General features: G+C 66.3%; 21 protein-coding genes and 1 tRNA gene. 7 read left to right on the top strand and 15 right to left on the bottom strand.

Annotated features, from left to right (window positions below; all coding sequences use genetic code 11):
- Positions 1-56: 56 nt before the first annotated feature.
- From B2747_RS12870 to B2747_RS12855, 4 genes are read right to left on the bottom strand one after another with little or no spacing between them, the layout of a single operon-like run.
- On the bottom strand, positions 57-1,469 hold the full coding sequence (locus B2747_RS12870) for a sigma-54-dependent transcriptional regulator (RefSeq protein ID WP_291161509.1): 1,413 nt from the start codon (positions 1,467-1,469) through the stop codon (positions 57-59).
- Positions 1,470-1,476: 7 nt separating this feature from the next.
- Positions 1,477-2,016 (bottom strand): hypothetical protein, encoded by a 540-nt coding sequence (locus B2747_RS12865; RefSeq protein WP_291161506.1) that lies wholly within the window; start codon positions 2,014-2,016, stop codon positions 1,477-1,479.
- A complete protein-coding gene (locus B2747_RS12860; RefSeq protein WP_291161504.1) occupies positions 2,013-2,633 on the bottom strand; it encodes a hypothetical protein in 621 nt (206 codons plus the stop codon). The genes B2747_RS12865 and B2747_RS12860 overlap by 4 nt, the downstream gene beginning before the upstream one ends.
- A 29-nt stretch (positions 2,634-2,662) precedes the next feature.
- On the bottom strand, positions 2,663-3,976 hold the full coding sequence (locus tag B2747_RS12855; protein WP_291161501.1) for a sensor histidine kinase: 1,314 nt from the start codon (positions 3,974-3,976) through the stop codon (positions 2,663-2,665).
- A gap of 49 nt (positions 3,977-4,025) precedes the next feature.
- Between B2747_RS12855 and B2747_RS12850 the strand changes: the two genes are divergently transcribed.
- Genes B2747_RS12850 through B2747_RS12840 form a run of 3 tightly spaced genes read left to right on the top strand, consistent with a single transcriptional unit; the run spans position 4,026 to position 8,456 of the window.
- Positions 4,026-5,654 (top strand): class I adenylate-forming enzyme family protein, encoded by a 1,629-nt coding sequence (locus B2747_RS12850; protein ID WP_291161499.1) that lies wholly within the window; start codon positions 4,026-4,028, stop codon positions 5,652-5,654.
- Between the two features lie 3 nt (positions 5,655-5,657).
- A complete protein-coding gene (locus B2747_RS12845) occupies positions 5,658-7,820 on the top strand; it encodes an NYN domain-containing protein (protein WP_291161496.1) in 2,163 nt (720 codons plus the stop codon).
- Positions 7,821-7,865: 45 nt separating this feature from the next.
- Positions 7,866-8,456: a DNA-3-methyladenine glycosylase gene (locus B2747_RS12840; protein WP_291161493.1), complete on the top strand. Its 591-nt coding sequence runs from the start codon at positions 7,866-7,868 to the stop codon at positions 8,454-8,456.
- On the opposite strand, the gene B2747_RS12835 is transcribed toward B2747_RS12840, so the two are convergent.
- From B2747_RS12835 to tdh, 3 genes are all read right to left on the bottom strand, one after another.
- The gene (locus B2747_RS12835) at positions 8,449-8,925 is read right to left on the bottom strand and encodes a hypothetical protein (RefSeq protein ID WP_291161491.1); all 477 of its coding nucleotides are present in this window, start codon (positions 8,923-8,925) and stop codon (positions 8,449-8,451) included. The two genes, B2747_RS12840 and B2747_RS12835, sit on opposite strands and share 8 nt — an antisense overlap.
- A 218-nt stretch (positions 8,926-9,143) precedes the next feature.
- On the bottom strand, positions 9,144-10,337 hold the full coding sequence (locus tag B2747_RS12830; RefSeq protein ID WP_291161488.1) for a glycine C-acetyltransferase: 1,194 nt from the start codon (positions 10,335-10,337) through the stop codon (positions 9,144-9,146).
- Positions 10,338-10,767: 430 nt separating this feature from the next.
- Positions 10,768-11,778, bottom strand: a complete 1,011-nt coding sequence (tdh, locus tag B2747_RS12825) for an L-threonine 3-dehydrogenase (protein WP_291161485.1) — start codon at positions 11,776-11,778, stop codon at positions 10,768-10,770.
- Between the two features lie 744 nt (positions 11,779-12,522).
- On the opposite strand from tdh, the gene B2747_RS12820 reads away from it, so the two are divergent.
- On the top strand, positions 12,523-12,846 hold the full coding sequence (locus B2747_RS12820; RefSeq protein ID WP_291161482.1) for a hypothetical protein: 324 nt from the start codon (positions 12,523-12,525) through the stop codon (positions 12,844-12,846).
- Positions 12,847-12,978: 132 nt separating this feature from the next.
- Here B2747_RS12820 and B2747_RS12815 read toward each other — a convergent pair whose 3' ends face one another.
- A complete protein-coding gene (locus B2747_RS12815; RefSeq protein ID WP_291161479.1) occupies positions 12,979-13,161 on the bottom strand; it encodes a hypothetical protein in 183 nt (60 codons plus the stop codon).
- Between the two features lie 243 nt (positions 13,162-13,404).
- A complete protein-coding gene (locus B2747_RS12810; RefSeq protein ID WP_291161476.1) occupies positions 13,405-14,244 on the bottom strand; it encodes an SAM-dependent methyltransferase in 840 nt (279 codons plus the stop codon).
- Between the two features lie 181 nt (positions 14,245-14,425).
- On the opposite strand from B2747_RS12810, the gene mutM reads away from it, so the two are divergent.
- Positions 14,426-15,238, top strand: coding sequence for a bifunctional DNA-formamidopyrimidine glycosylase/DNA-(apurinic or apyrimidinic site) lyase (gene mutM, locus B2747_RS12805; protein WP_291161473.1), 813 nt, complete (start codon positions 14,426-14,428; stop codon positions 15,236-15,238).
- 277 nt (positions 15,239-15,515) lie between these two features.
- Here the strand turns inward: mutM and B2747_RS12800 are convergent, their stop codons facing one another.
- From B2747_RS12800 to B2747_RS12775, 6 genes are all read right to left on the bottom strand, one after another.
- Positions 15,516-16,664, bottom strand: a complete 1,149-nt coding sequence (locus tag B2747_RS12800; RefSeq protein WP_291161471.1) for a class I SAM-dependent rRNA methyltransferase — start codon at positions 16,662-16,664, stop codon at positions 15,516-15,518.
- Positions 16,665-16,768: 104 nt separating this feature from the next.
- The gene (locus B2747_RS12795) at positions 16,769-17,581 is read right to left on the bottom strand and encodes a glycosyltransferase family 2 protein (protein ID WP_291161468.1); all 813 of its coding nucleotides are present in this window, start codon (positions 17,579-17,581) and stop codon (positions 16,769-16,771) included.
- A gap of 44 nt (positions 17,582-17,625) precedes the next feature.
- Positions 17,626-18,666 (bottom strand): endolytic transglycosylase MltG, encoded by a 1,041-nt coding sequence (mltG, locus tag B2747_RS12790; protein WP_291161465.1) that lies wholly within the window; start codon positions 18,664-18,666, stop codon positions 17,626-17,628.
- Positions 18,667-18,875: 209 nt separating this feature from the next.
- A complete protein-coding gene (ruvX, locus tag B2747_RS12785) occupies positions 18,876-19,382 on the bottom strand; it encodes a Holliday junction resolvase RuvX (RefSeq protein WP_291161462.1) in 507 nt (168 codons plus the stop codon).
- Positions 19,379-20,632, bottom strand: coding sequence for a transcription termination factor Rho (gene rho, locus B2747_RS12780; RefSeq protein WP_291161458.1), 1,254 nt, complete (start codon positions 20,630-20,632; stop codon positions 19,379-19,381). Before rho ends, ruvX begins: the two co-directional genes overlap by 4 nt.
- A gap of 65 nt (positions 20,633-20,697) precedes the next feature.
- Positions 20,698-20,771 (bottom strand) — tRNA-Arg (locus B2747_RS12775).
- Positions 20,772-21,141: 370 nt separating this feature from the next.
- On the opposite strand from B2747_RS12775, the gene B2747_RS12770 reads away from it, so the two are divergent.
- Together B2747_RS12770 and B2747_RS12765 are read left to right on the top strand one after the other, a co-directional pair.
- The gene (locus B2747_RS12770; RefSeq protein ID WP_291161455.1) at positions 21,142-22,026 is read left to right on the top strand and encodes a hypothetical protein; all 885 of its coding nucleotides are present in this window, start codon (positions 21,142-21,144) and stop codon (positions 22,024-22,026) included.
- Positions 22,027-22,161: 135 nt separating this feature from the next.
- Positions 22,162-23,193 (top strand): hypothetical protein, encoded by a 1,032-nt coding sequence (locus tag B2747_RS12765; RefSeq protein ID WP_291161452.1) that lies wholly within the window; start codon positions 22,162-22,164, stop codon positions 23,191-23,193.
- Positions 23,194-23,232: the final 39 nt, after the last annotated feature.

Genomic DNA, 23,232 nt, shown 5'->3' with positions numbered 1-23,232 from the left:
CATCTCATTGGTTGCTCACATCTCAATCATCCATTTCTGTCTCATCCTCCCATCTCTCACATCTCATCTCCCAAAGTCCCAGCAGTAGACGACAAACCCAGCCGCCGCATGCGCCGATACAGATTGGGCCTATCGGTCTGCAGCCTCCGCGCCGCCTCCGCCACATTCCCATCCGCCTGCGCCAGCGCTGCCGAGATCAGCCGCCGCTCGTAAGCATCCAGCGCGTCCGACAGCGGCAGGCCTTCGCCGGGCAACACCCCAGCATCCGCCATCCCCACACCGGCCCCCGTGGCCGCGTCCATAGCCACCGCCGGCACCACCTGCTGCACATCCCGCGCGGTCACCTCACTGCCCGCGTGCAGAATGGCCAGTCGCTCCACCACATTGGCCAGCTCGCGCACATTGCCGGGCCAGTGGTAGGCACTGAGTGCCGCGAGCGCATCGTCGCGCCAGGACACCAGGGGCCGTCCCGTGCGGGTGCGATGCCGCGTCGAGAAGTGGCGCACGAGCGCGGGAAGGTCGCCCGGTCGGTCACGCAGCGGCGGCAGCTGAATGGGAATGACGTTGAGGCGGAAGAACAGATCCTCGCGGAACGCTCCGTCTGCCACCGCGCGTGCCAGGTCCTTGTTGGTGGCGGCGAGAATGCGCACGTCCACCTTGATGGGTTTGCCGCCGCCCACCCGCTCGATTTCCCGCGCTTCGATGGCACGCAGCAGCTTGGCCTGCGCCTCGGCGCCCAGGTCGCCGACTTCATCGAGAAAGAGCGTGCCGGTGTGTGCGAGCTCGAAGCGGCCGATGCGGCGGTCGGTGGCGCCGGTGAAGGCGCCGCGCTCGTGGCCAAACATTTCGCTTTCGACGAGATCGCGCGGAATGGCCGCGCAGTTCACGCGCACAAACGGCCGGTCACGACGCGGGCTGGCCAGATGCAGCGCGGCCGCTGCGAGTTCCTTGCCCGTGCCCGATTCGCCGGTAATGAGCACGCGCGCTTCGGTGGGCCCCACACGCGCGAGCAAGGCGCGCACGTCCTTCATGACCGGCGAGTCGCCGATCATTTCACCGGAGATGCCGAGGTCTTCGCGTAACGCCGCTGCGGCGCGACGCGCCTGGCGAAGTTCGAAGGCCGAGGCCAGCGCCAGCAGCACCCCTTCGGGTGTGAGCGGTTTCTCGAGGAACGTGAACGCGCCCAGCTTGGTGGCGCGCACGGCATCGGTGAGTGCGGCGCGTCCACTCATCATGACCACCGGCACGTCGGGCCGGCGCTCGCGCAGCTTTTCCAGCAGGCCCAGTCCGTCAAGCGAGCCTGGCATCATGAGGTCGATGAGCGCCACATCGGGTTCGGCCGTTTCCGCCAGCGCGAGCCCGGTGACGCCATCCGCCGCGTCCCGCACATCGTAACCTTCCGCACTCAGCAACGCGCCCACCATCCGTCGGATGTTGGGCTCGTCGTCCACGATCAGCACACTGGGCACGCGGGCCTCAACGTTCGTGCATTGGGACGGTCACGCGCTCGCCGCGTTCGGCGAGCAATTTGGTGGTGAAGCGCTGCGCCTCCGACAACTTTTCCATTTCGATGGCCACGGTGTCGAGATTGCGCTCGAGATTTTCGAAGCGCGCCTCGAACTGCTGGCGCAGTACGGTGTCGGTGGCGCGTGTCTCGCCGCGGCGACTGATACGACGTGCGATGGCGCGGGCGATTGGCCAGCCCACGACAAGAAAGAACACGATGGCCGCCATGGACTGCGCGATGTCCACCGCGCCCTGGGGCACCGCATCGCGCCATGGGATCTGCCGCGTATTGCCGTCCTGCGAGATGATGAGGTTGCCGTCCTTGAAGTCGATCGTGACGGATTCCCCATTGTTCTCCGAAATGATGATGGGTGACTGGCCGGTATTGCGCACCACGGTGCGTTCGGTGGTCGCATTGACGGCTTCCGACACCGCCTGCTCCACGCGCTCGCTGATCTCCCGCTCGAGCTGCGCGGGGTCGACGGCCCGCTCCTGTGCCTGCGCGCTCATCGCACCCGATCCATTTCGCTCGGCGCCCGCTCGGCCAGCAGCTTGGACGTAAAGCGCTGGCCTTCGCTGATGCGCTCCACTTCCACGGCCACCGTTTCGATGGCCTGCTCAATGGCCTCGAGGCGCTGTGCGAGGTGCAGCTGCTGCTCCCTCTCACCCTTGCGCTCCCAGCGCTTGGCGAAGGCCTTGGCGAGCGGCGTGCCGATGCTGGTAACGGCTACGAAACCGAAGATCACCATCATCATGTCCACGAGACCTTCGGGCAGTTGCTTGCGGCGAGGCGCCGTTGGCGCCTGCACCGCAGCCCCGGTAAGCGAAACCTGGTCACCGGTGACGACCGCGCCGTTGGGGCCAACCTCGATGCGCACGGGTTCTCCGTTCGCACCGGGCAGGGTGATAATGCGGGTACCGTCGCCGCTGCGCGTGACCTGCAGATCACCCAAGCGCGCCATCGCAGCGTCCTGACGGGCGTTGGCAGCGTCCTCACGAGCGGCGGCGGCAGCCTCGCGCGCGTTCGCGGCGGCATCGCGCGCGGCCTCCTGGGCCGTCTGCTGTGCCTCGCGGATCGCCGCTTCGACTTCCCGGAGCACCTCGGAATTCTGCTTGGACTGTGTCATGGTGAGCCTTGGGTGATGCCGCGAAACGATCAGGCGATCCCGTGGACCGGGATGCGCAAACTCATGGTCGTGCCCTGCCCTACGGTGCTCTCGGCAAAAATGTGTCCGTTGTGTGCCCGGACCGTCTGGGCGGCAATGGCCAGCCCGAGACCGGTGCCGCCCGGCTTGGTGGTCACATAGGGGTCGAAGATGCGGGGCAGGGTGTCAGCCGGGATGCCTGGGCCCGTGTCGCCGATATCCACGCCCACCGCCGGCTCGTCGCCCAGCGTGGCGGCCAGCACATGCACCCGGATCGTGCCGGTGTTGCCGCAGGCGTCCACGGCGTTGAGCAGCACGTTGGTCACCGCCCGCACCAGCGGCTCATGATAGCCCGTCACCAGCGGCAGGTCCTCGTCGCAGTGCAGGTCGAGGGTGAGCCGCTCGGGCACCGTGCTCCGCGCCACCCGCGTCACCAGCTCCGCCATGTCCACCTCGGCCGGCGGCCCATCGGGCAGGCGACCGAACTGCGCGAAGCTCTTGGCCATGCTTTCGAGGCGTGCGGCTTCCTCCGCCAGCACCTCCACCGTGTCGCTGAGTTCCGGCGGCGACGCGCGCCGCAGCCGGTCGACGGCAAAACGAATGGGGGTGAGCGGATTCTTGAGTTCATGCGCAAAGCGCCGCGCCGACTCGCGGAAGGCCTCGGCGCGTTCGGCTTCCAGGGCGCGCTGCCGGCCGGCCGCGAGCTCGCGGGCCATGGTGCGCATGCCGCTGCGCAGCACCTCAAACTCCGGCGCGCCTTCGCGCTCCCCGTAGTCAGGCAGCACACGTCCCTGCCTTATGAGGCCCGTCCAACCCACGAGTTCATCGAGCGGACGACTGAGCTGGCGACTGAGGTGGCCGGCCACACGCGAGGCGCCCACGGCCACGAGGGCCACCAGCACGAGGGCGCCGACGATGACCAGACGCATGGAGCGGCCGGCCACAAAGTCGAAGCGCCGCGCCAACTGCGCCGACTCCCGGAGTTCGGTTTCGTGCTGCTCGATGGCCGCCCGTTGGGCCGGCGTGAGAGTACTGCGATCGAGGCTGCGGAAGGCGGACTCGCCGCTCACGGCGATGCGTTCCCAGGCCGAGCGGGCGGAGAAGCGCGAGAGCATGCGCTGCGCGGCGCCGGCCCAGACGAGTGTCACCACCACCGAGGGAATGACGGCGAACAGCAGCAGCATGGCAAAGAGCCGCGTGCGGAACGGGGCCCGTGACCGGCCGTCCCGCATGGGCAGCTCGCGCGTCGGGAGGCCCTGACGCGGGGCGCTCTCGGGCCCGCGGGGGCTGCCGGGCGTGGCCCACTCGTCCGTCTGCTTCCGCATCTCGTTCATAGTCGGTAATTTACGTGGCTGTACCCGATCCCGGAGTGAGATGGCAGCCTCGTGGTCCCTTGCCCCTCTCGTCAGCCAGCGCGCGCAGGAACATCCCACGCGCCCGTTGGCCACGACAGGGGACCGGACATGGACGTACCAGCAGGTGGACGCCGACGCGTCCAGCCTGGCGGCCGCGTTGTCCGAACTCGGCCTGGGCCGCGGCGATCGCATCGCCGTGAACCTGCCCAACGGCATCGAGTGGATCATTGCCACCCTGGCGGCGGCACGGCTTGGCGCCGTGCTGGTGCCCGTCAGTCCGCAGCTCAGCGTGCACGACCTGCGCTACCAGCTCAGACACGCCGAAGTGAGTTGTGTCGTCACCATCGAGCAGTGGGGCGCGGTGGATTTCCTGCAGCGCTTCGAAGAGCTGCTGGGAGACCTGCCCGATCTGCAGTACGTGGTCACGGTGGGCGACGAGGATCTGTGGTACGACGACCGGATCTTCCAGTTCGAAGATCTGGTGTCGCGAGGGGCCGGCCGCAGTCTGCCGGACGTGCCCGACGACGACACGCAGGATCTCGCGGTGTTGTACACGTCGGGTACGATGGGCAAACCCAAAGGGGTGGTGCTGTCCCATCGCGCGCTGGTCGAAAACGCCGTCCGCACGGCCCAGGTCCTCGAGCTGTCGCCCGAAGACCGCGTGCTGACGGCGGTGTCGTTTTCTGCCATCTTCGGCTTCAGCGCCATGCTGGGCACGATGGCGAGTGGGGCCACGCTGGTGCTGCAGCCGGCGTTTGATGCGGCCGAGGCGCTGACGCTGATGATCCGCACGCAGGTCACGGTGCTGCATGGCGTGCCCACGCAGTATCACCTGCTCATGCGCGAAGACAGCTTCGATGCGTCGCGACTCAAGTCGCTGCGCACGGGGCTCATGGCCGGCACGGCCGTGGGTGAAGCGCTGGTGCGCAAGGTGCGTCGCTGGTGCGACGTGCTCGTGGCCTACGGCCTCACCGAAACCGGTGCGGTCGTGTCCATCACGCGCTTCGGCGACAGTGATGACATACGCGGCCACAGTGTGGGAAGCACCCTGCCCGGGGTGGAGGTCATGTCCATGGACCTCGTGACGGGTCAGTTGCACGGGCCGGAGTCGGTCGGCGAGCTCGCCGTCCGCGGCCCCAATCTCATGCGGGGCTATCTCCGCATGCCGGCCGAGACCGCCAAGGTGCTTACGCCGGATGGATACTTCCTCACCGGCGACCTCGGCATCATCGACGAGGATGGTACGGTGCGGATTCTCGGACGGCGCCAGGAGACGATCACGCGCGGAGGGCAGCAGCTCTATCCGCGCGACCTCGAAGATCGCCTGCGCGCACATCCGGCGGTGGACGATGTCTGCGTGATCGGTGTGCCCCATGACGTCATGGGAGAGCTGGTCTGCGCGTGCATCGTGGCCGTGGAAGGGGCCGTCATCACGGGCGACGAAATCAAGCGGTTTGCCCGTGACACCATGTCGGCCGACAAGGTTCCCGATCTCGTGCGCTTCTTCGACACGTTCCCCATGACTGGGAGCGGCAAGGTGCGGCGACGAGAGCTCGCGCGTGCGATCGCGCTGAGTGCGAACACCATGAGCGCATCGGCGCTCCACGCGAACGCGCTCGATCACCCTGCTTCGTTTTCAGGCCAGTAACTCATGAGTCGTCATCCTTCCCGGTCGGGCGGGTCGTCACCCGCCCGTGCCATTGCGCCGTTCCATCGCAGCCCCTCGGCCGTGGCGCCCATGGCGCCCGTCGCGCAGCCCAACGCCGCGCCACCGGCCCACGCGCCCAACGCGGCCATGCTCATCGACTTCGACAACGTCACGATGGGCATTCGCTCCGATCTGCAGGAGGAGCTCAAGAATCTCCTCTCGTCGGACATCATCAAGGGCAAGGTGGCGGTGCGCCGCGCCTACGCGGACTGGCGTCGCTATCCGCAGTACATCGTGCCGCTCACCGAAGCGAGCATCGATCTCATCTTCGCGCCGGCCTACGGCTCGTCGAAGAAGAACGCCACCGACATCCGCCTCGCCATCGACGCGCTGGAGCTGGTGTTCACGCGCCCTGAGATCGGCACCTTCGTGCTGCTCAGCGGCGACTCCGACTTCTCGAGCATGGTCATCAAGCTCAAGGAGTACGGCAAGTACGTCATCGGCGTGGGCATCCGTGAATCGTCCAGCGATCTGCTGGTGATGAACTGCGACGAGTACTACTCGTACAACGCGCTCGCCGGCCTCGTGAAGACGGGCGAAGACGAAACCACGCGCTGGGATCCGTGGGAGCTGGTGACCGAGGCGGTGGGCCGCATGAAGCGCAACGGCGACGTCATGCGCTCGGACCGTCTCAAGCAGGTCATGCAGGAAATCGATGCCTCCTTCGACGAGAAGAACCTCGGGCATCCCAAGTTCTCACGCTTCGTGACGGAAGCGCAGCAGCGCGGCCTGCTCAAGGTCACCAAGCTGGAGAGCGGGCAAATGGAAGTGGACGCACCGGATGGTGCGCCGCTGCCGATGGCCGCTGCGTCGGCGCCCGCTGCCGACGTGTCGCGTGACGTGTCGCGTGATGCCGACCGCGATGATCGTCGTGGCCGTCGTGGACGTCGTGGACGTGGCCGTGATCGCTTCGATCGTGACCGTGGTGAGGATCGGCATGAGGACGCGGCGACCGATCTGCTCGACGACGCGATCGATGCCGTACCCTTGGGCGAAACCACTGAGGTCCCCGCTGTGCGCGCCGAAGAGACCGTCACCGATCCTGATTCGGTAGTGGCGGCGCTTGGTATCCGGCCGCTTCCGGGTGAGGCCGGGTACGACGCCGACGCTGCGGCCGATGAGGCGGCGGACACGGTGGAGCGGGAGGCCCGAGAGGGCGGCCGCGAGGGTGGCCGCGGACGTCGCGGTCGTGGGCGCGGGCGTGACCGTGACCGCGGTGATCGTGGTGGCGAACGTGGCGGCGAACGCGGTGCTGCGCCGCTCGCGGTGCCGGCCACGTTCACCAGTGCGCCGGTTGGCGACAATGTGGGCCGCTCGGGTGAGCGTCTCACGCGCAGCGATGCTTTCGATCTGGTGCGTCGTGCTGTCGAGTCGCTGGTGGAGGCTGACGCCGTCACCAGTGCGAGCGCGGCGCGTCAGCGTGCGTTTGACTTGCTGGGCCGCGACAGTGAGTCGCTGGCGCCGCGCATGTTCGAGCGCATTTTGCAGGACGCACACGATGCCAACCTCATCGACCTGCGTCGTCGTGGCGACGACTGGGAAGTGGCGCGCGCCTCGGATGCGGCGAGCATCGTGGAGCAGCTCAAGGTGGCCGACGATGCGCAGAAGGCTGTCCAGGCCGCACAGGCAGCGGCCATGCCGGCAGCGCCGCGTGGCATGGGTGCGCGAGGCATTGGCGGACGGGGCATGGCGCGAGGCAAGGGCCTGGTGCCGCCGGCGGACTTGCTCATGGTCGGCGTAGTGGGCACAGCGGTCGGGGTAACGACGGCAGCCAAGATGCCTGCGGTCGAGGTAACTGCGGCAGCCGCGCCAACGGAAGCCAGTTCAACGGAAGCCAAGGTGCCGGAAGCAAAGACGGTGAATGACGGAACCGCGGAAGCCAAGGATGCGGCGGTGAAGACCGCGAAGAAGGCGGCCAAGGCACCGGCCAAGGCACCGGCCAAGAAGGCGCAGGCCAAGGCTCCGGCCAAGGCGCCTGCGGCCAAGGCCCCTGCGGTCAAGACGCCCGCCAAGAAGGCGGCTCCTGCGGCCAAGAAGGCGGCGCCCGTCAAGAAGGCGGCCGCGCCGGCCAAGAAGGCTCCGGCCAAGAAGGCGGCAAAGAAGTAAGCCGCCGTCGTTCACAGAAGGCCGCGGGGGAATCATCGTTCAGCGATGGTTCCCCCGTTGGCTTTTCTGCCGGCCTCGTTCTTTGATCGTGAGGCGGATGTGGTCGCACGTGCGCTGCTCGGCGCGACGCTGCGCCATGAGAGCGATGACGGCGTGGTGAGTGGACGCATCGTGGAGACGGAGGCCTACCTCGGTCCGCATGACCCGGCGTCGCATTCGGCCGTGGGTCGAACACCGCGCACCTGGCACATGTTCGGGCCGCCCGGCACCGCGTATGTGTACTTCATCTACGGCATGCACTGGTGCCTCAATGCCGTCACGCGCGAAGACGGCTATGGCGCGGCCGTGCTCATCCGGGCCATCGAGCCCACGGAAGGTGTGACGCTCATGCGCGCGCGACGGCCGAAGGCACGAAGCGACCGTGCGCTCTCTGATGGACCAGGCAAGCTGTGCGCGGCGCTGGGTGTGGACCGGCGCTGTGATGGCTGGTCACTCACGGGCGGCTCAGCGCTTGGCATTCTGCCGAGTCAGCCCGTGCCCGACGCCGAGGTGCTGGTCACGCCGCGCATTGGCATTTCGAAAGCCGTGGATTGGCCGCTGCGGTTTGTGTGGCGTGCGACCGGGCGCGCTATCTGATCTGCCCCTGCTTCGTGGCCACATCGTAGAGTCGCGCACCGTGGAGTACGATGCGCTTGAGCTCACGGCGTGAGAACGTGACCGGCTGGACGCGCGAGCGGCCTGCAGCGAGCATGGCCACATCGGCGCGGAAGTGCACGGCAATGCGTTGGATGTCGCGCCCCCACGGCTCGTGCCCCACCGCATCCGCTGCGAGTGGCACACTGTCGGGCAGGTCGCTGGCCCTGAGCAGGAGCGAGTCTCCCGTGGCAAACAGACGCTCGCTGTAGTCGCGCACGCGGCCCGTGCTGTCGTAGGCATACACGCGCAATCGGACGTGGCCGAATTGGCCGACCACCTCGCGAATGGCCGTGATGCGACCGTTCTGCACAACCGACTGCCAACTGCCGTTGGTCCCATAACCAACGGCCGTCTGCACACTGCGCACCTCACGTGGCAGGTCCATGAGGAAGGGTGCGGTGCTGTCCATGCAGGCTGCGCTGAATGTGGCGGAGGCGATGAATGCGAGGGGCCGTCTGAATTGCCAGCGTCTGCGCATCGCCACTCCATCGCTTGAGTGATGCCTGCAAATACAATCCCCGCCGACCGAGGCCGACGGGGAGAGTGTGCAGTCCGGGCCGCCGCTCGGTGAGAGGGCGGGGATTACGAATGCATTAGGGCATCATGAGTGCTTGGTGATGCGATGTCTTACAGGAGACCGGCCACCTTGCCGGCTTCCTTGAAGGCGGCCACCACGGCATCGAGGTCGTCGCGGGTGTGGGCCGCGCTCACCTGACAGCGCACGCGCGCCTCGCCCTTGGGCACAACGGGGAAGCCGAACCCGGTGACGAACACGCCACGCTCGAGCAGCAGGTCGCTCATGCGGATGGCCAGCGCCGTCTCGCCCACAATGATGGGGACGATGGGCGTCTCGCCCGGCAGTGGCTTGAAGCCTGCGTCCTGGATGGCCTGACGGAAATAGTTGGCGTTCTCGCGCAGCCGCGTGACGCGCTCGGGATGCGCCTCGGTGAACTGCACGGCGGCGAGCGCACTGGCGGCCACCGTGGGCGGGAGTGCGTTGCTGAAGAGCTGCGGACGGGAGCGCTGGGTCATGATGTCGCAGAGCGCCGCCGAGCCGGCAATGAATCCACCGGCTGCGCCGCCGAGTGCCTTGCCGAGTGTGGAGGTAATGATGTCCACCTCGCCGACGACACCAAAATGCTCGGCCGTGCCGCGGCCCGTGGCACCCAGTACGCCGGTGGCGTGCGAGTCGTCCATGACGACAATGGCGTCTTCCTCGCGCGCGATCTGCAGAATGTCGGGCAGCTTGGCGATGGCGCCCTCCATGCTGAACACGCCATCGGTCCAGATGATCTTGCGTGGCGCACTCTTGTTGGCGCGCAGCTTCTCACGCAGATCGTCCATGTCGGCGTGCTTGTACACAGCCGTGGTGCACTTGGTCATGGCCTTGGCCAGACGCACCGAGTCAATGATGGACGCGTGGTTGAGGGCGTCGGAAATGACAAAATCGCCTTCGCGCGCGATGGTGGGCGTGAGGGCTTCGTTGGCATTCCACGCCGAGACGTAGCTCATGCTGGCTTCGGTGCCGACGAAGCGGGCGATGGCGGCTTCGAGTTCGCGGTGCACGGTGAAGGTGCCGCAGATGAAGCGCACGCTGGCGGTGCCGGCGCCATAGCGGCGCAGGGCGTCGATGCCGGCGTCCACGACCGCGGGCTCGTTGGCGAGGCCGAGGTAGTTGTTGGACGAGAGCACGATGACTTCGCCGCGGCCTTCCATGCGGACGCGCGGACCCTGCGGCGACTCGATGTGATTGAGGCGCTTGTAGGTGCCGGCTTCCTTGAGGGCGGAGAGTTCGGCGAGGAGATCGGAATTGAGGGACATGGCTTACGATGTTGTTGGTTACCGCAGTTGGGGCTGACTGCTACCGCAGTCTACTTGCCACTGCCGTCTGGGCGCTGCCACTGCAGTCGGAACCGCCCCCGCGGTCTGGGCTACCGAACCTGCGGTCGTGGACAGCTACCGCGGTTTTTGACCGCTACCGCAGTTGGGGTCAAACAGCAGTCGCGGTCGTGAGCCCAGGCAGTGGGTCGGGGTCGCCCCGACCATGACCAAGACGCTGACCCACATCACAGGCTGACGACTCCGACCGATGTGTGACGCCAACTGCGGTAGCAGTCCACGACCGCGGTAGCAGTCCAAAACCGCAGGTTCGGTAGCCCAGACCGCGGGTGCGGTTCCGACTGCAGTAGCTGTTCCCCGACTGCGGTAGCAAGTCGACTGCGGTTGCAGTTCACAAAGACAGCGGTAGCCGTCACAGCGTAAAGATGATCTTCCCCGCTTCCCCCGACTTGATCAGATGCATCGCCTCGTCCACCGCCTCGAGCGGCAGCCGATGCGTGATCACCGGGCTCGGATCAAACGCCCCCGACCGCAGGAAGCGCGACATCTGATGCCAGGTGTCGTACATCCGCCGTCCCACCACGCCGTAAATCGTCAGCCCCTTGAAGATGATCTCCGAGGCGAAATCCACGTCGATGGTCTTGGACGGAATGCCCAGCATGTTCACCCGGCCGGCGGGACGCGCCAGCGCGAACGCCTGGTGCACCGCGCTCGGCACGCCGCTCATCTCGAGCACCACGTCGGCGCCGTGTCCGTCACTGGCCGCCATCACCGCCTCGCGCGCCGCGTCCGGATGCACCGCGTCGTGCGCACCCATGCGGCGCGCCAGTTCGAGACGCCGCGGGTTCACGTCGGTGGCAATGATGCGCGACGCACCGGCCGCCTTGCAGATACCCACCGCGAACGCACCGATCGGTCCGCAGCCCGTGATGAGCACCACGCTGCCCGGGATGTCGGCCGTCAGCGCCGTGTGGAAGGCGTTGCCCATCGGGTCGTGGATGCCGCCGATGTCGTAACTGATGGCCTCGTCGAGGTGCCAGACATTGGTGGCCGGCATCGCGATGTACTCCGCAAAGCAGCCGTCGCGGTCCACGCCGATGATGCGGGTGGACGGGTCGACGTGCGCATTGCCGGTGCGACTGAAGAGCGAGCGCTCGTCCACGATATGCCCCTCGGCCGTCACCCGGTCGCCGACCTTCACGCTCTCGACGAGCGCGCCGACCTGCACCACGTCGCCGGCAAACTCGTGACCGCAGATGAACGGCGGTTTGCAGCGCGCCGAGGCCCAGGCGTCCCACTCGTAGATGTGCACGTCGGTGCCGCAGACGCCCGCGCTCCGCACGCGGATGAGCACTTCGTCGTCGCGGATTTTCGGTTCGGGCACTTCCGTCAGCGTCAGACCACGGGCCGCAGTCTGCTTCACCAGCGCTTTCATGTCGCTCCAGGCAAACGCCGCCCGAGGGCAGCGGAGAGTTGTTCAGGGGGAGACGACAAAGCTACACGGCGTCGCGTCGGCGCCAACAGCATCCGCCGCGTGCGCGCGACGGGCGGTGAACCGGTCGGGAAACGTCGCGAACGGGAATGTTGCCTTCCTTAATCGCGCGCGTTCTTTATACGCGCTATTGCGCGTTGGAATTATCCACGCGTATATTCGCGTCAATACAACGACTTGCGCGAGATGTCCACATCCGTTCCCTGTCCTGCCATGCGCGCATGACCGGGACGCGCAGTCCTCACTGGCAACGCGTGGCGATTTACCGGCACGAGTTCCACCTGCAGGCCACGGTCGATCTGTCGACCCCCATTTGCGAGTTCGGTGCCGCTGGCGCACCGACCTCTCCTTCGCCGTCGTTGATCGCGCCGCTGCGCGGAGCGACGGCGTGCGCTGCTGCCGCCACACGTCGCGGCCCCATCGGCGCCCTCCCCCCCATCACCATCTCGTCGTGGTTCCGGTCTGCTGAGCCGGCGCGTTCTGCGCCGCATCGGACGGTGGCTCATGCCGCTGCTGTTCGTCCGCTCGCGACTCGCATCATGACTCCACGCTGCGCGCTCCTCCGGGAGGCCGCGTAGCACATCCGGTCGCGGTGCATGCGCCGCCTCGGATGTGTGCTCACCTTTCCACCGGGGGAAAGTGAGCGTTTTCACCTCTCGTGAGAGGGTTGTTCAAATGGCTCCTGCCAAGAAGGCCGCCAAGAAGGCGGCGAAGAAGGGTGGCCGCAAGGTCGCGAAGAAGGCTGCGCGCAAGACCGTGAAGAAGGCCGCCAAGAAGGCCGTGAAGAAGGGCGCGAAGAAGGCGGCCAAGAAGGGCGCCAAGAAGGCCGCGAAGAAGACGGTCCGCAAGGCCGCCAAGAAGGTGACCAAGAAGGCCGCGAAGAAGGCCCCGCGTAAGGCGGCAAAGAAGGGTGCCAAGAAGGCTGCGAAGAAGGGCGCCCGCAAGGCGACCAAGCGCACCAAGAAGGCGGCTCCGGCTCCGGCACCCGCCGCGGCGTAATTCGCTTCCCAGCGAACTCGTATACACGCGAAAGGCGTCGGCATGTCTGCCGACGCCTTTCACGTTTTGAGGGCCCGCTGAGCCGCGGGAGCGGCTATCGCGAAAGCCGCTGCACCGTCGCCAACGTGCGGATTACGCCGTCGCGGCTACCAGTTCGACGGTCTCGGCGGGAAGCTCCGCCTCGTCCGGCACTGGCCCCCACACGAACGCGCTGAAACGCGTGGCCGTCGCGTCGCCGCGGCCACCGTCGGCAATCACGATGCCCAGCGCTTCCTGTTCGTTGGCCAGTTCCTGCAGCAGATGCTTGATACGCATGATGGGTGACCCTCCACCCCTGGAATTGCGATGTGTTACCGCCGAGTGCGGTGATGCCCCATATGTAGCAGAGATGGTGCCAAATCGTTCTGATTCGGCAACTCCTTATGCGGCAAACGTTTCGTGCATTTTCATGGCCGTGTCCGCCATCACATGGTGTCCACCTGACACGTCACAGAAACGAAAAAGCGTGTCGCTTCGCGACACGCCTTCGTCCCAACTCAAAGCTCAAAACTCAAAACTCTACGCTGCAGTTACGGTGGCTTTCCGCGCCATGAAAGTTTCTCGGCTGCCCGCCGAGCGCTCCACGGAGATTGTCCAGCCGTGGTAGCGGGAGTGCAGCTCTTCGAGCGGCAGTCGGTCGGTGCCGGCGGCAATGGTTTCGACGAGATGGACGCCGCCGTCAACGGTGGCGCTTTGCAACACCTCGATGACCCGCGCGCGGTCCATGACATCGAGACCGGCAAACGCGCTGGGTGTGCACACCACCGCATGCAGCGCCACGTCCGGCGCCCAGCCGCCCAGATCGGCGCAGAGGCCACGGACCCGCTCGGTGAGGCCGGCAGCATGCGCGGCCTTCACGACGCGCTCCACGGCGTCTTCCTCGGGCTCCACGGCCGTCACCGCGGCACCGCGCGCAGCCAGGTAGAGGGCAGGGCCCTCGCGCTCAGCGCCAGCCACGAGGACATGACAGTCGGTGGAGTCGGCCAACTCGCGCACAAACGCCGCATCCGGCGCGATGCCCCAGTGTTCCGGCGTCCGGAACTCGGCCAGCATCTTCAGGCGCCGGCGCTTCCAGGTGGCGTAGGTGGGCAGGCGCAGGCGACGCGCGATGATGCGGTCAACCTCTTGCCACACCAGCAGTTCGGTGAGCGCGATCTGGTCGGACTTGCGCAGGACTTCCACGGCCTCGTCGCCGATCTTGAGCAATGACGCGCGCGACACCGAGTCCTTGTAGTCCTCGATTTCGCTCTCGACGTAGAGCTCGTACTCGTACTTGAGGGAGCGTGGCGAACTGATGGGAGTAGCCCTCGGGGCTGTGGAAGAATGTGGACAACTTACGGCCGTGCGAGAAATCCGCAAGACCCAATTTTGTGATGTGGCGATTCGTAAGCGAAGGATTGGGAATCGATTGGTGGCTATCGCTGTTTCCATTTGCGCAGCTCCCTTCGCGCTGTCCACCTTACGTTTCCCACCTTACGCCGTCCTCTCCCCCTTCCCGCCGTCCACCTTACGCCGTCCACCTTACGCTTCTCTTTGGTCCGTGCCAGAGCTCCCCGAAGTCGAATTCGCCGCCCGCCGCCTCCGCAGCGCCGTCCTCGGCCACACCCTGACCGCCGTCGACGTCTTGCACCCCTCGGCGGCACGGCACCTGCCCCCGGCCCACCGGCGTGCGCTGGTCGGCCGCCAGGTTAGCCTGGTCGAGCGACGGGCCAAGATCCAGTTGCTTCACCTCGACGACCGCAGCGTGCTGGAAGTGCACTTCCGCATGACCGGCGACTGGGCCTTTGGCGACGTGGGCGGCGACGCGCCGCGCTTCGAACGGGTACGACTCGACACGCGCGAGGGCATGCGCGTGAGTCTGGTCGACTCGCGCGCCTTTGCGGTCGTGCGCTGGCACGCGCCCGACCGTTTTGTGCTGCCCGACCTGGGGCCGGAACCACTGAGTGACGACTTCACCGTCGACGCCCTGCGCGACGCACTCGCGTCGCGGCGCGCGCCCATCAAACCGGTGCTGCTCGATCAGCGCGTGGTGGCAGGTGTCGGCAACATCTACGCGTCGGAGGCACTCTGGTTGGCGCGCATCAGTCCGGAGACTCCGGCCAACGCGCTCACCGGCGCGCGGCAAACCGCGCGTCTTACCCGACTGCGCGACGGCATTCAGGAAGCACTGCGCACCGCGCCGGCAACGCGCTACTACAACCGTGGCATTCACGATGGTTCACCGTACGACGAGCCGCAGGAGTGGCGGGTGTACGACAGGGAAGGGCAGGCCTGTGCGCGCTGTGGTTCGCGCATCGTGCGTTCCGTGCAGGCGGGGCGCAGTACGTATGCGTGCAGAAAGTGTCAGCGCTGAGGGTAGTGGTATGCGAGGCGTAGCTCGCTCCTTATCAGCAAGAATTCGAAATGCAATCCACTGCCGTGCGCTATGGGCTGTGAGCTATGAGTGGGAGTGGTTCACCCGGCCGCATCGCGTAATCCGGGGGATCGGCTTACCCGTTTCCGCGGTGCACGATGCGTGGGACTCTGTGATGTGGCAGCATGAACCACTCCCACTCATAGCTCACAGCCCATAGCCCACGGCAGTGGATCGCGCCCCGATTTCATCGAGCCCTCAAGCGAAATTCCCCCCTTCAATCCATACTCTCAAGCACCGCCCCCTTCAAATACCCCGTCTCCGGTATGCCGATGATCTCCGGATGATCCACCGGCTGCCCCGTGAACGCACGCAGCGCAAACCGCCGCCCGCTGTCTCCCACCGCCTCCTGCAGCATCTCGAAAAACAATCCACGCGACAGGTGATGACTGCACGACGCCGTGAACAGCGTCCCACCCGGCGCCAGGACCTTCATGGCCTGCAGATTGATGTCCTTGTACCCACGCAGCGCGCCGTCGAGCGCAGCGCGTGATTTTGCAAACGCCGGCGGATCCACCACGATGGTGTCGAACTGCCGCCCTTCCCGATGCCAGGCTCGCAGCACGTCAAACGCATCGCCTTCCACCGCGTCGATGTTGTGCAACTCGTTGCGCGCCGCGTGCTCGGCCACACGCGCCAGCGCTGGCGCCGATATATCCAGCGCCGTGACATGCTCGGCGCGCTGCGCGAGATGCAGCGCAAACGAGCCGTGATAGGCAAAACAGTCGAGCGCGCGCCCGCGCGCCAGTTGCCCAACCAGCACGCGATTCTCGCGCTGATCGAGAAATGCGCCGGTCTTCTGACCATCCCACGGCGCGGCGAGGTATCGCACGCCGTGCTCCCGTACCTCGACCGTGCGCGGCACTTCGCCGTACAGCAGCTCCACGCTGCGTTCCAGGCCCTCGCGCTCACGCGACGGCACATCGTGACGCGCCAGAATGCCGCGGCACCCCGTCAGCTCGCGCAGCGAGGCCACGATGTGTTCGCGCTGTGTTTCGAGTCCCGCCGACAGGAGCTGTACCACCAGCCATTCGTCGTAGCGATCGACCACCAGCGACGGCAGCCCGTCGCCCTCGCCGTGCACCAGACGATAGGCGTTGGCGTGTGACGCCAGTGCGTCGCGCCGACGCAGTGTCAGCGTCAATCGCTCGTGCCACCACGCCGCGTCGATTGCTCGCGCGCCGTCTCGCTCGATCTGCCGCAGCGAAATCTCCGACGCCGGACTCCACAACGCCCAGCCGAGCGGCGCGCCGTTGGACTCTTCCACCCGCACCACACCGGCCGGCAATGCCGGAAAGCGCTCGATGTCGCTGCGAAACACCCACGGATGACCGCGGCGCAGGCGCTGTGCTCCGCGCCGGTTCACCACCGCCGAATCGCCGCCGGTCGTCGCTGCTTCATGAGAACGTGGAGCACGCGGACCAGGGCCACGTGAACGGTGGCCACCTCGGTCGGATGGTCGTGAACGCATCAGGTCTCCAGCAGGAGGTCGGTGTTGTGCAGGTACTGATCGAGGCCCAGCGTGGCGCGCACCCGGCCCGAACGACGGGCCTCGTCCAGTCGCGCCGAGTTCCGGTCGAGCGCATCGCGGCTGTTCTGCCGGTGCCACAAGTGATACGCGACCGCGGCGAACTTGAGATTGCGTCGCACGACCCCTGCGTGTCCAAGACGCAGCGTGAGATCGCTGTCTTCGCGGCCCCAGCCTTCGTAGGCCTCGTCGTACCCGTTCACGCGCAGCAGATCGTCACGCCAGAAGGCAATGTGACAGCCGCGAATGCGTTCCACCGTATCACGGCTGCCGCCAGAGAACGGCGCCAACCAGGGGGCGTACCAGGCATTGATGCGGTGCGAGACACCGGCGCCAAACGGACCGGGTTCAACCCAGCCCCGCTGCAACAGAGCGCGTGTCCGTGCTTCCGACAACAGCGCGCGCGAACCCTGCACAAACGATCCGCGTCGTGCGAAACTTCGGTGCGCGGCGACGGCTGCGCGATGGAGCACGATGTCACCGTCGATCTGCAGCACGTAGTCACCCGTGGCACGCGCGATGGCCTGATTGCGAATGGCGCCGGCGCGAAAGCCGCGGTCTTCGTGCCACACGTGATGCAGTGGCACCGGAAAGTCCCGCTGTGCGCGAATCACCAGCTCCTGCGTGGCCGGCCCTGACCCGTCGTCGGCAATGAGCACCTCGTCGGGCAGTACGTCCTGCTTGCGCACCGCCTGCAGTACCACCGCCAGCGCCTCGGGCCAGTTGTACGTGGCAATGAGCAGCGACAGACGCATGGGACGGTCGTTGCTGGCGGGCGATGGCGAGTGCAGGGCCGCGCTCAGCGGCCGCTCTGCGACGCCGAAGCCCGGGCCGCCGACGTCCGGGCCGCCGAGCGAATCTGCGCGATGGCGCGCGTGTGCTCTTCGAAGGTGCGCGTGAACTGATGACTGCCATCGGCGCGCGCCACAAAGAACAGATACGGCACGTCGGCGGGAGTCAGCGCGGCCTCGATGCTGGCTGCGCCCGGCGAGGCGATCGGACCGGGTGGCAGCCCGGTATGCTTGTACGTGTTGTACTTGGACTCCACCTCGAGATCCTTGTACAGCACGCGGCCCACGTGTTTGGGCAGGGCGTACTGCACCGTGGGGTCGGCCTGCAGCAGCATGCCGGCCTTCACGCGGTTCCAGTACACGGCGGAGATGATGGGACGTTCTTCGGGCTTGCGCGCTTCCTTCTCCACGATGCTGGCCATGGCCAGCGCGTCGTGCCGCGTGATGCTCAGCGCTTGCAGGCGCGCGTCCCACTCGGGCTTCCAGGCGTCGAGGAAACGCTCGATCATCGCGTTCACCGCCTCGCGCGCCGTCGTGCCCTCGGGAAACGCGTAGGTGGCGGGAAACAGGTAGCCCTCGAGCGAGGGGACGGGAATGGCCAGTTGGTTGATCCACGCCGTGTCGGTCACCGCCGCGCGCACGGAGTCTTCCGGCACATCAAGCGCCTTGGCCAGCGCCGGTGTGATGTCGCGCAGGTCGAAGCCCTCCGGAATTACGACCGTGGTCATGATGCCCTTGCCGTTCACCAGCGCGTCGAGCGCGGTGGCATAGCCGGCGCCCGGCGGCAGCAGGTAGGTGCCGGGCTTGATGGCGCGCGCGTTGCCGCGGAAGGATGCATACCAGCGGAAGAGCCGCGTGGAGCCAATGATGTCGTGCGCGGCCAGCGAATCCGCCGCCGCACGCATGCTCGCGCCTCTCGGAATGATCACGCGGGTGGCACTGCCATCGGCGTCGGCCGAGCCCCGCACTTCGCGCATGAGCACGGCGCCGATGACAATGCCAACGGCGAGCAGGGCGAGACGACGAATGGGGGAGCGGCGGCGGGGCATTCGAAAAAGATACGGGCTTGATGGGGGAGGGAAAACTGCGGTCAGGGTTGTGGTGCGCGATCCGCAGCCGTGGGTGATGCGACGTGGGTGGTGAGTGGGAGTGGTGCATGCTGCCGCATCGCGCTATCCGGGAGTTGCGGACCGCGTGATCTCGCCTCTGCACCACGCGCACTCACCACCCACGTCGCACGTCCCAAAACTGTGGATTGCTACCCCGGAGTAAGCTCCCCGGCACCATCCCCGCCCCCCGCATCCACCACCTCCCCCATCCCCACCCCCTGCGCCGTCGCCCTGAGCACCGTCTCCAGCAGCACGCACGCCGCCATCGCATCCACATCGCCCTTTCTGCCGCGAGTGGAGCCACCCTGCTCCCGAATGCTGCGCAGCGCCGCCGAGGTGGTGAAACGCTCGTCCACCAGGCGCACGGGAAGCGACTGACGCGAGGCCAGCTTGCCCGCCACCTCGCGCACTTCGCGCGAGCGATCGGTTTCGTCGCCCGATGGGTCGAGTGGCAGTCCAAACACATAGCCGCGCGCACCCAGCGACTCGGCCTGCCGCATGAGCTCCGCGAGTGGTGGCCGCTTGCCCGCCCGTCGCGCAATGATGCCCACCGGCGAGGCCAGCATACCCAGCTCATCGCTGATGGCGAGCCCGATGCGTTTGTCGCCCCAGTCCACGGCGAGCAGACGCCCGCCGGGAGCGGCCGCCAATGTCACCCTTCCGCCATTTGCTTGAAGAACTCCTGATTGTTCTCCGCCTGCTCCATGCGCTTGAGCAGGAACAGCATGGCATCGTCACTGGGCATGTCGGCCAGGAAGGTGCGCAGCAGGAACACGCGCTGCTGCTCGAAGGGCGTGAGCAGCAGTTCTTCGCGCCGTGTACCCGACTTGTTGATGTCGATGGCGGGGAAGATGCGCTTCTCGGCCAGCTTGCGGTCGAGTACGAGTTCCATGTTGCCCGTACCCTTGAACTCCTCGAAGATCAGCTCGTCCATGCGCGAGTTGGTTTCGATGAGCGCCGTGGCCACGATGGTCAGCGAGCCGCCTTCCACCAGCTTGCGGGCCGCGCCAAAGAACGCCTTGGGCTTCTGCATGGCGGTGGCTTCCATGCCACCCGACATCAGCTTGCCGCCCTGCGGAGCCACGGCATTGTGCGCGCGGGCCAGACGCGTGATGGAGTCGAGCAGGATGACCACATCCTTGCCACTCTCCACCAGCCGTTTGGCCTTCTCGAGCACCATACCCGCCACCTGCACATGCCGGTCGGCAGTTTCGTCGAAGGTGGAGCAGATCACCTCGGCCTGCGGGCAACTGGCCTGCATGTCGGTGACCTCTTCCGGCCGCTCGTCGATGAGCAGGATGATGAGCGTGACCTCGGGATGATTCTCGACGATCGCGTTGGCGAGCTGCTGCAGCAGGATCGTCTTGCCACCCTTGGGCGGGGCCACGATGAGGGCGCGCTGTCCCTTGCCGAGGGGCGCGATGATGTCGCAGATGCGGGTCGCGACTTCGCCGTTCTTCCGTTCGAGGCGAATGCGCTCGTCGGGGTACTTGGCCGTCAGGTTATCGAAAGCGCTTCGCAATTTCGACTGCTCGGGGTCACCACCGTTGATGCGCTCCACTTTGAGAAGCGCGAGGTACCGTTCCCATTCCTTGGGCGGCCGGACTTCGCCCATCACCGTGTCGCCGGTGCGGAGGTCGAAGCGCTTGACCTGGGAGGGGGAGACGTAGATGTCGTCGGGGCCGTGCAGGTAATTGAAGTCCTGGGCGCGCAGAAAGCCGTAGCCTTCGGGCAGGACTTCGAGGACACCCTCGCCATAGAGCGTCGTATCCGTTTCGAGCAGCGCCTGCTCGATGCGGAAGATGAGCTCCTGCTTGCGAAGGCCCGTGACGCTGGTGAGCTGCAGGGATTCTGCGAGCGCCAGGAGTTCAGGAACCGACTTTCGCTTCAGCTCGGCGACGTGCACTAGGCAAGGAGACCGTTGGGGAGGCGTGGCCGCCGGATCGGGCCGGAGGCACCGGGGCCAGGCCATGCGCGCGGCAGGACTCGAACCTGCGACCTTCTGCTCCGGAGGCAGACGCTCTATCCAACTGAGCTACGCGCGCATTGCGGCTGCCCGGTCGGATGAATGCCGGGTAGGACCGCCTGACGCCCCGGTTGGCCCGGAAACGTCAGACCGGGGAAGCTAAACCGATGACGGGCGTGGGGGCAAGGAACGTGTTAGTCTGGTGAGCGCTTGCCCGATGCTGGATCAATTGCGTAACGACCGGTAGCTTGGCCAGGCGGAGTTCAGTCCGCTCATTACCTGTACACTGCCGCATGACGTGGGAGACTCGTGGTATGAATTGGCGTTCTGGATGGGTGGCGTTCTGTGTGGCGATGGTCCCAACGGCCGCTCAGTCGCAGACGCAGGTCGGTCGCGTCGTGTTTGGCGGGGAGACGGATCGCGGTGTGGCGTTGGAGCAGCCCCAAGACATGTTACTGACTCGCTCCGGGGTGGTCGTGGTCGAATCCGGCGCACCGTACCTGCGACTGCTGTCGTCGTCCGGACGACTGCTGCATTCGGGCGTCAAGGCGGGATCGGGGCCCGGAGAAGTCCGCCACATTTCGGCCGTCAGCGTCAGCCCCGCGCGCGACGCACTGCTGGTCTTTGACCCAGCGTTGCGTCGGGTGAGTCGGTTCCGCGTAACAGACTCCATTGCGCTGATCGATGCCCACAGTGTTCCGCTCGAGGTCGACGCCGCCTGCCTGCTCGGCGGTACCCTGTGGGTGAGTGGCGTTCATGACACGCAGGGTATCGTGCACCGTTTGTCCGTTCGCGACGGCCAGTATGTCGTGTCGCAATCGCTGGGCACCTACAAGGTTGGTCATCCACTACAGGGCAATCGCCTGTTCTGGTCTCACGTCGTCGCTTCGCGCATGCTCTGCAACGAAGCAACGCAACACATCGTGGTGGCCTCGAAGCGGCTCGGTGTGATCCAGCGCATCAACATCACGACGGGTGCCGTGAGCATGGTGCGCGTGCCCGGATTCGAGCCCCTGTACTTTGCGATGGAAGGCAAGTCCATGGTGGTGCAACGGGGGCCACAGGGGGTGTCGGACGAAATCCTGTCCGTAACCGAGCAGCCCAATGGCTACCGCGTCATCGTGGGGCGCACGGACAAGACACATCGAGGAGATGGCGACTATCTGTCCATTCGCGAGATGGTCGTCCCGTTCGACGGCACCGCCTCCGGCAAAGTCAGGCTGCTCGCAGACGCCGAGCTCGATCGGGACGGGACGCGTGTGCTGTGCTACAGCGCGGCGCCGTATCCGCAGGGGGCGGTGGTTGTCGGCGGTACGGGGTGCAAGGCGCGGTGAATCAGTCGGGGTTACACGTGTGCTTACAAGGCAAGTCGAGGTATTGCTTGCCAACCTTTCGCCATAGCGTCTCGCAAACCACGTAGTTGTATAGAGGGAGTTGCAATCGTGCCAATCAGCGAATTCGCAAAGAATATGTTCATCCGATACTTCGCGGCGCTTGCCGGGCTCGTGGCCGTCGCGACAACGTCAGCCGCCCAAGCACCCGACTTCAGCGCGCCCGTCTGGTCCACCGGCTACGAATACACCGCGATCACTGCGGTGCGTGTGCTGTCCGACGGACGCGTACTGCTACTCGACGTAGGGGAGAATCGCCTGCAGGCCCTCACCGCCGCGGGGAAGCCGCTTCGCGACATCGGGCGCATCGGGGCTGGACCGGGCGAGTTCCGCGAACTGCGCAGCCTCGTCGCATTGCGTGGCGACTCGACCGCACTCGTGGATGTCGTGCTTCGCCGCATCCAGTATCTCGATGGTCAGCTGCAATTCGGCGCCACCGTACCGTTCCCAAACATCGACGGAGACGGTCCGGGTGACCTGACATTGGCCGACGCGCGTGGTCATCTGCTTTTCAAGACATTTGCGCACCGGGCCACCGCGCCCAGCGCCGCGCTGGTGCGATGGGCCCCGAGGCGCGATCAGGTGGACACGCTGGGCCACCTGTTGCATCCGCTGCTCACGCGGCCGATGAAAGTCGGAAAGAACCTGGCACAGTACGTCATTCCCTACCGCCCCGAAGATGGGTGGGGCATGACACCCGACGGACAGGTGGTGGTGGTCCGAGCGTCACCATATGTCGTGGAGTCCATCGCGTCGGGTCGTGCGCCATTTCGCAAGGCGCTGTCGGCTCCAGCCGTTGCCGTGACCGCCGGTGATCGGAAGGGCTGGGCCACAGTGGTGCAGGACTCCATCCCCCGTACCAAACCGCCATTCGATCCGTCAGGTATCGTGTCCGGCGGTGATGGCTCCCTGTGGATCCCGCGTCACTTTCCCCGCGGCGCCAGGCTTCGCCAATGGGACGTGGTGTACCCCGGCACGGGACGCCATGTCGTGCGCACGTTGCGGAGCACACAGGACGTGCGCGCCGTGACGGCCGCCGGCGTGTACATCGCCACCACCGGGCCCGATGATCTGCAACGCCTGGAGTTCCATCGCCATGGGGGTAAGTGATGGCGGACTGTCGGGCATCGCTGACTTGAATGTGACTCT

This window comes from Gemmatimonas sp. UBA7669 (assembly GCF_002483225.1).
GTDB lineage: Bacteria > Gemmatimonadota > Gemmatimonadetes > Gemmatimonadales > Gemmatimonadaceae > Gemmatimonas.
The sequence above is the reverse complement of the archived record's forward strand: the minus strand, read 5'-3'. Positions and strand labels throughout refer to the sequence as shown.

Excerpts from the sequence above, each read along its gene's own strand:
- B2747_RS12865 (WP_291161506.1), bottom strand. The coding sequence starts at position 2,016 with ATGAGCGCGCAGGCACAGGAGCGGGCCGTCGACCCCGCGCAGCTCGAG.
- B2747_RS12860 (WP_291161504.1), bottom strand. The coding sequence starts at position 2,633 with ATGACACAGTCCAAGCAGAATTCCGAGGTGCTCCGGGAAGTCGAAGCG.
- B2747_RS12855 (WP_291161501.1), bottom strand. The coding sequence starts at position 3,976 with ATGCGGAAGCAGACGGACGAGTGGGCCACGCCCGGCAGCCCCCGCGGG.
- B2747_RS12850 (WP_291161499.1), top strand. The coding sequence starts at position 4,026 with ATGGCAGCCTCGTGGTCCCTTGCCCCTCTCGTCAGCCAGCGCGCGCAG.
- B2747_RS12845 (WP_291161496.1), top strand. The coding sequence starts at position 5,658 with ATGAGTCGTCATCCTTCCCGGTCGGGCGGGTCGTCACCCGCCCGTGCC.
- B2747_RS12840 (WP_291161493.1), top strand. The coding sequence starts at position 7,866 with ATGGTTCCCCCGTTGGCTTTTCTGCCGGCCTCGTTCTTTGATCGTGAG.
- B2747_RS12835 (WP_291161491.1), bottom strand. The coding sequence starts at position 8,925 with ATGGACAGCACCGCACCCTTCCTCATGGACCTGCCACGTGAGGTGCGC.
- B2747_RS12830 (WP_291161488.1), bottom strand. The coding sequence starts at position 10,337 with ATGTCCCTCAATTCCGATCTCCTCGCCGAACTCTCCGCCCTCAAGGAA.
- B2747_RS12820 (WP_291161482.1), top strand. The coding sequence starts at position 12,523 with ATGGCTCCTGCCAAGAAGGCCGCCAAGAAGGCGGCGAAGAAGGGTGGC.
- B2747_RS12815 (WP_291161479.1), bottom strand. The coding sequence starts at position 13,161 with ATGCGTATCAAGCATCTGCTGCAGGAACTGGCCAACGAACAGGAAGCG.
- B2747_RS12795 (WP_291161468.1), bottom strand. The coding sequence starts at position 17,581 with ATGCGTCTGTCGCTGCTCATTGCCACGTACAACTGGCCCGAGGCGCTG.
- mltG (WP_291161465.1), bottom strand. The coding sequence starts at position 18,666 with ATGCCCCGCCGCCGCTCCCCCATTCGTCGTCTCGCCCTGCTCGCCGTT.
- B2747_RS12770 (WP_291161455.1), top strand. The coding sequence starts at position 21,142 with ATGTTACTGACTCGCTCCGGGGTGGTCGTGGTCGAATCCGGCGCACCG.
- B2747_RS12765 (WP_291161452.1), top strand. The coding sequence starts at position 22,162 with ATGTTCATCCGATACTTCGCGGCGCTTGCCGGGCTCGTGGCCGTCGCG.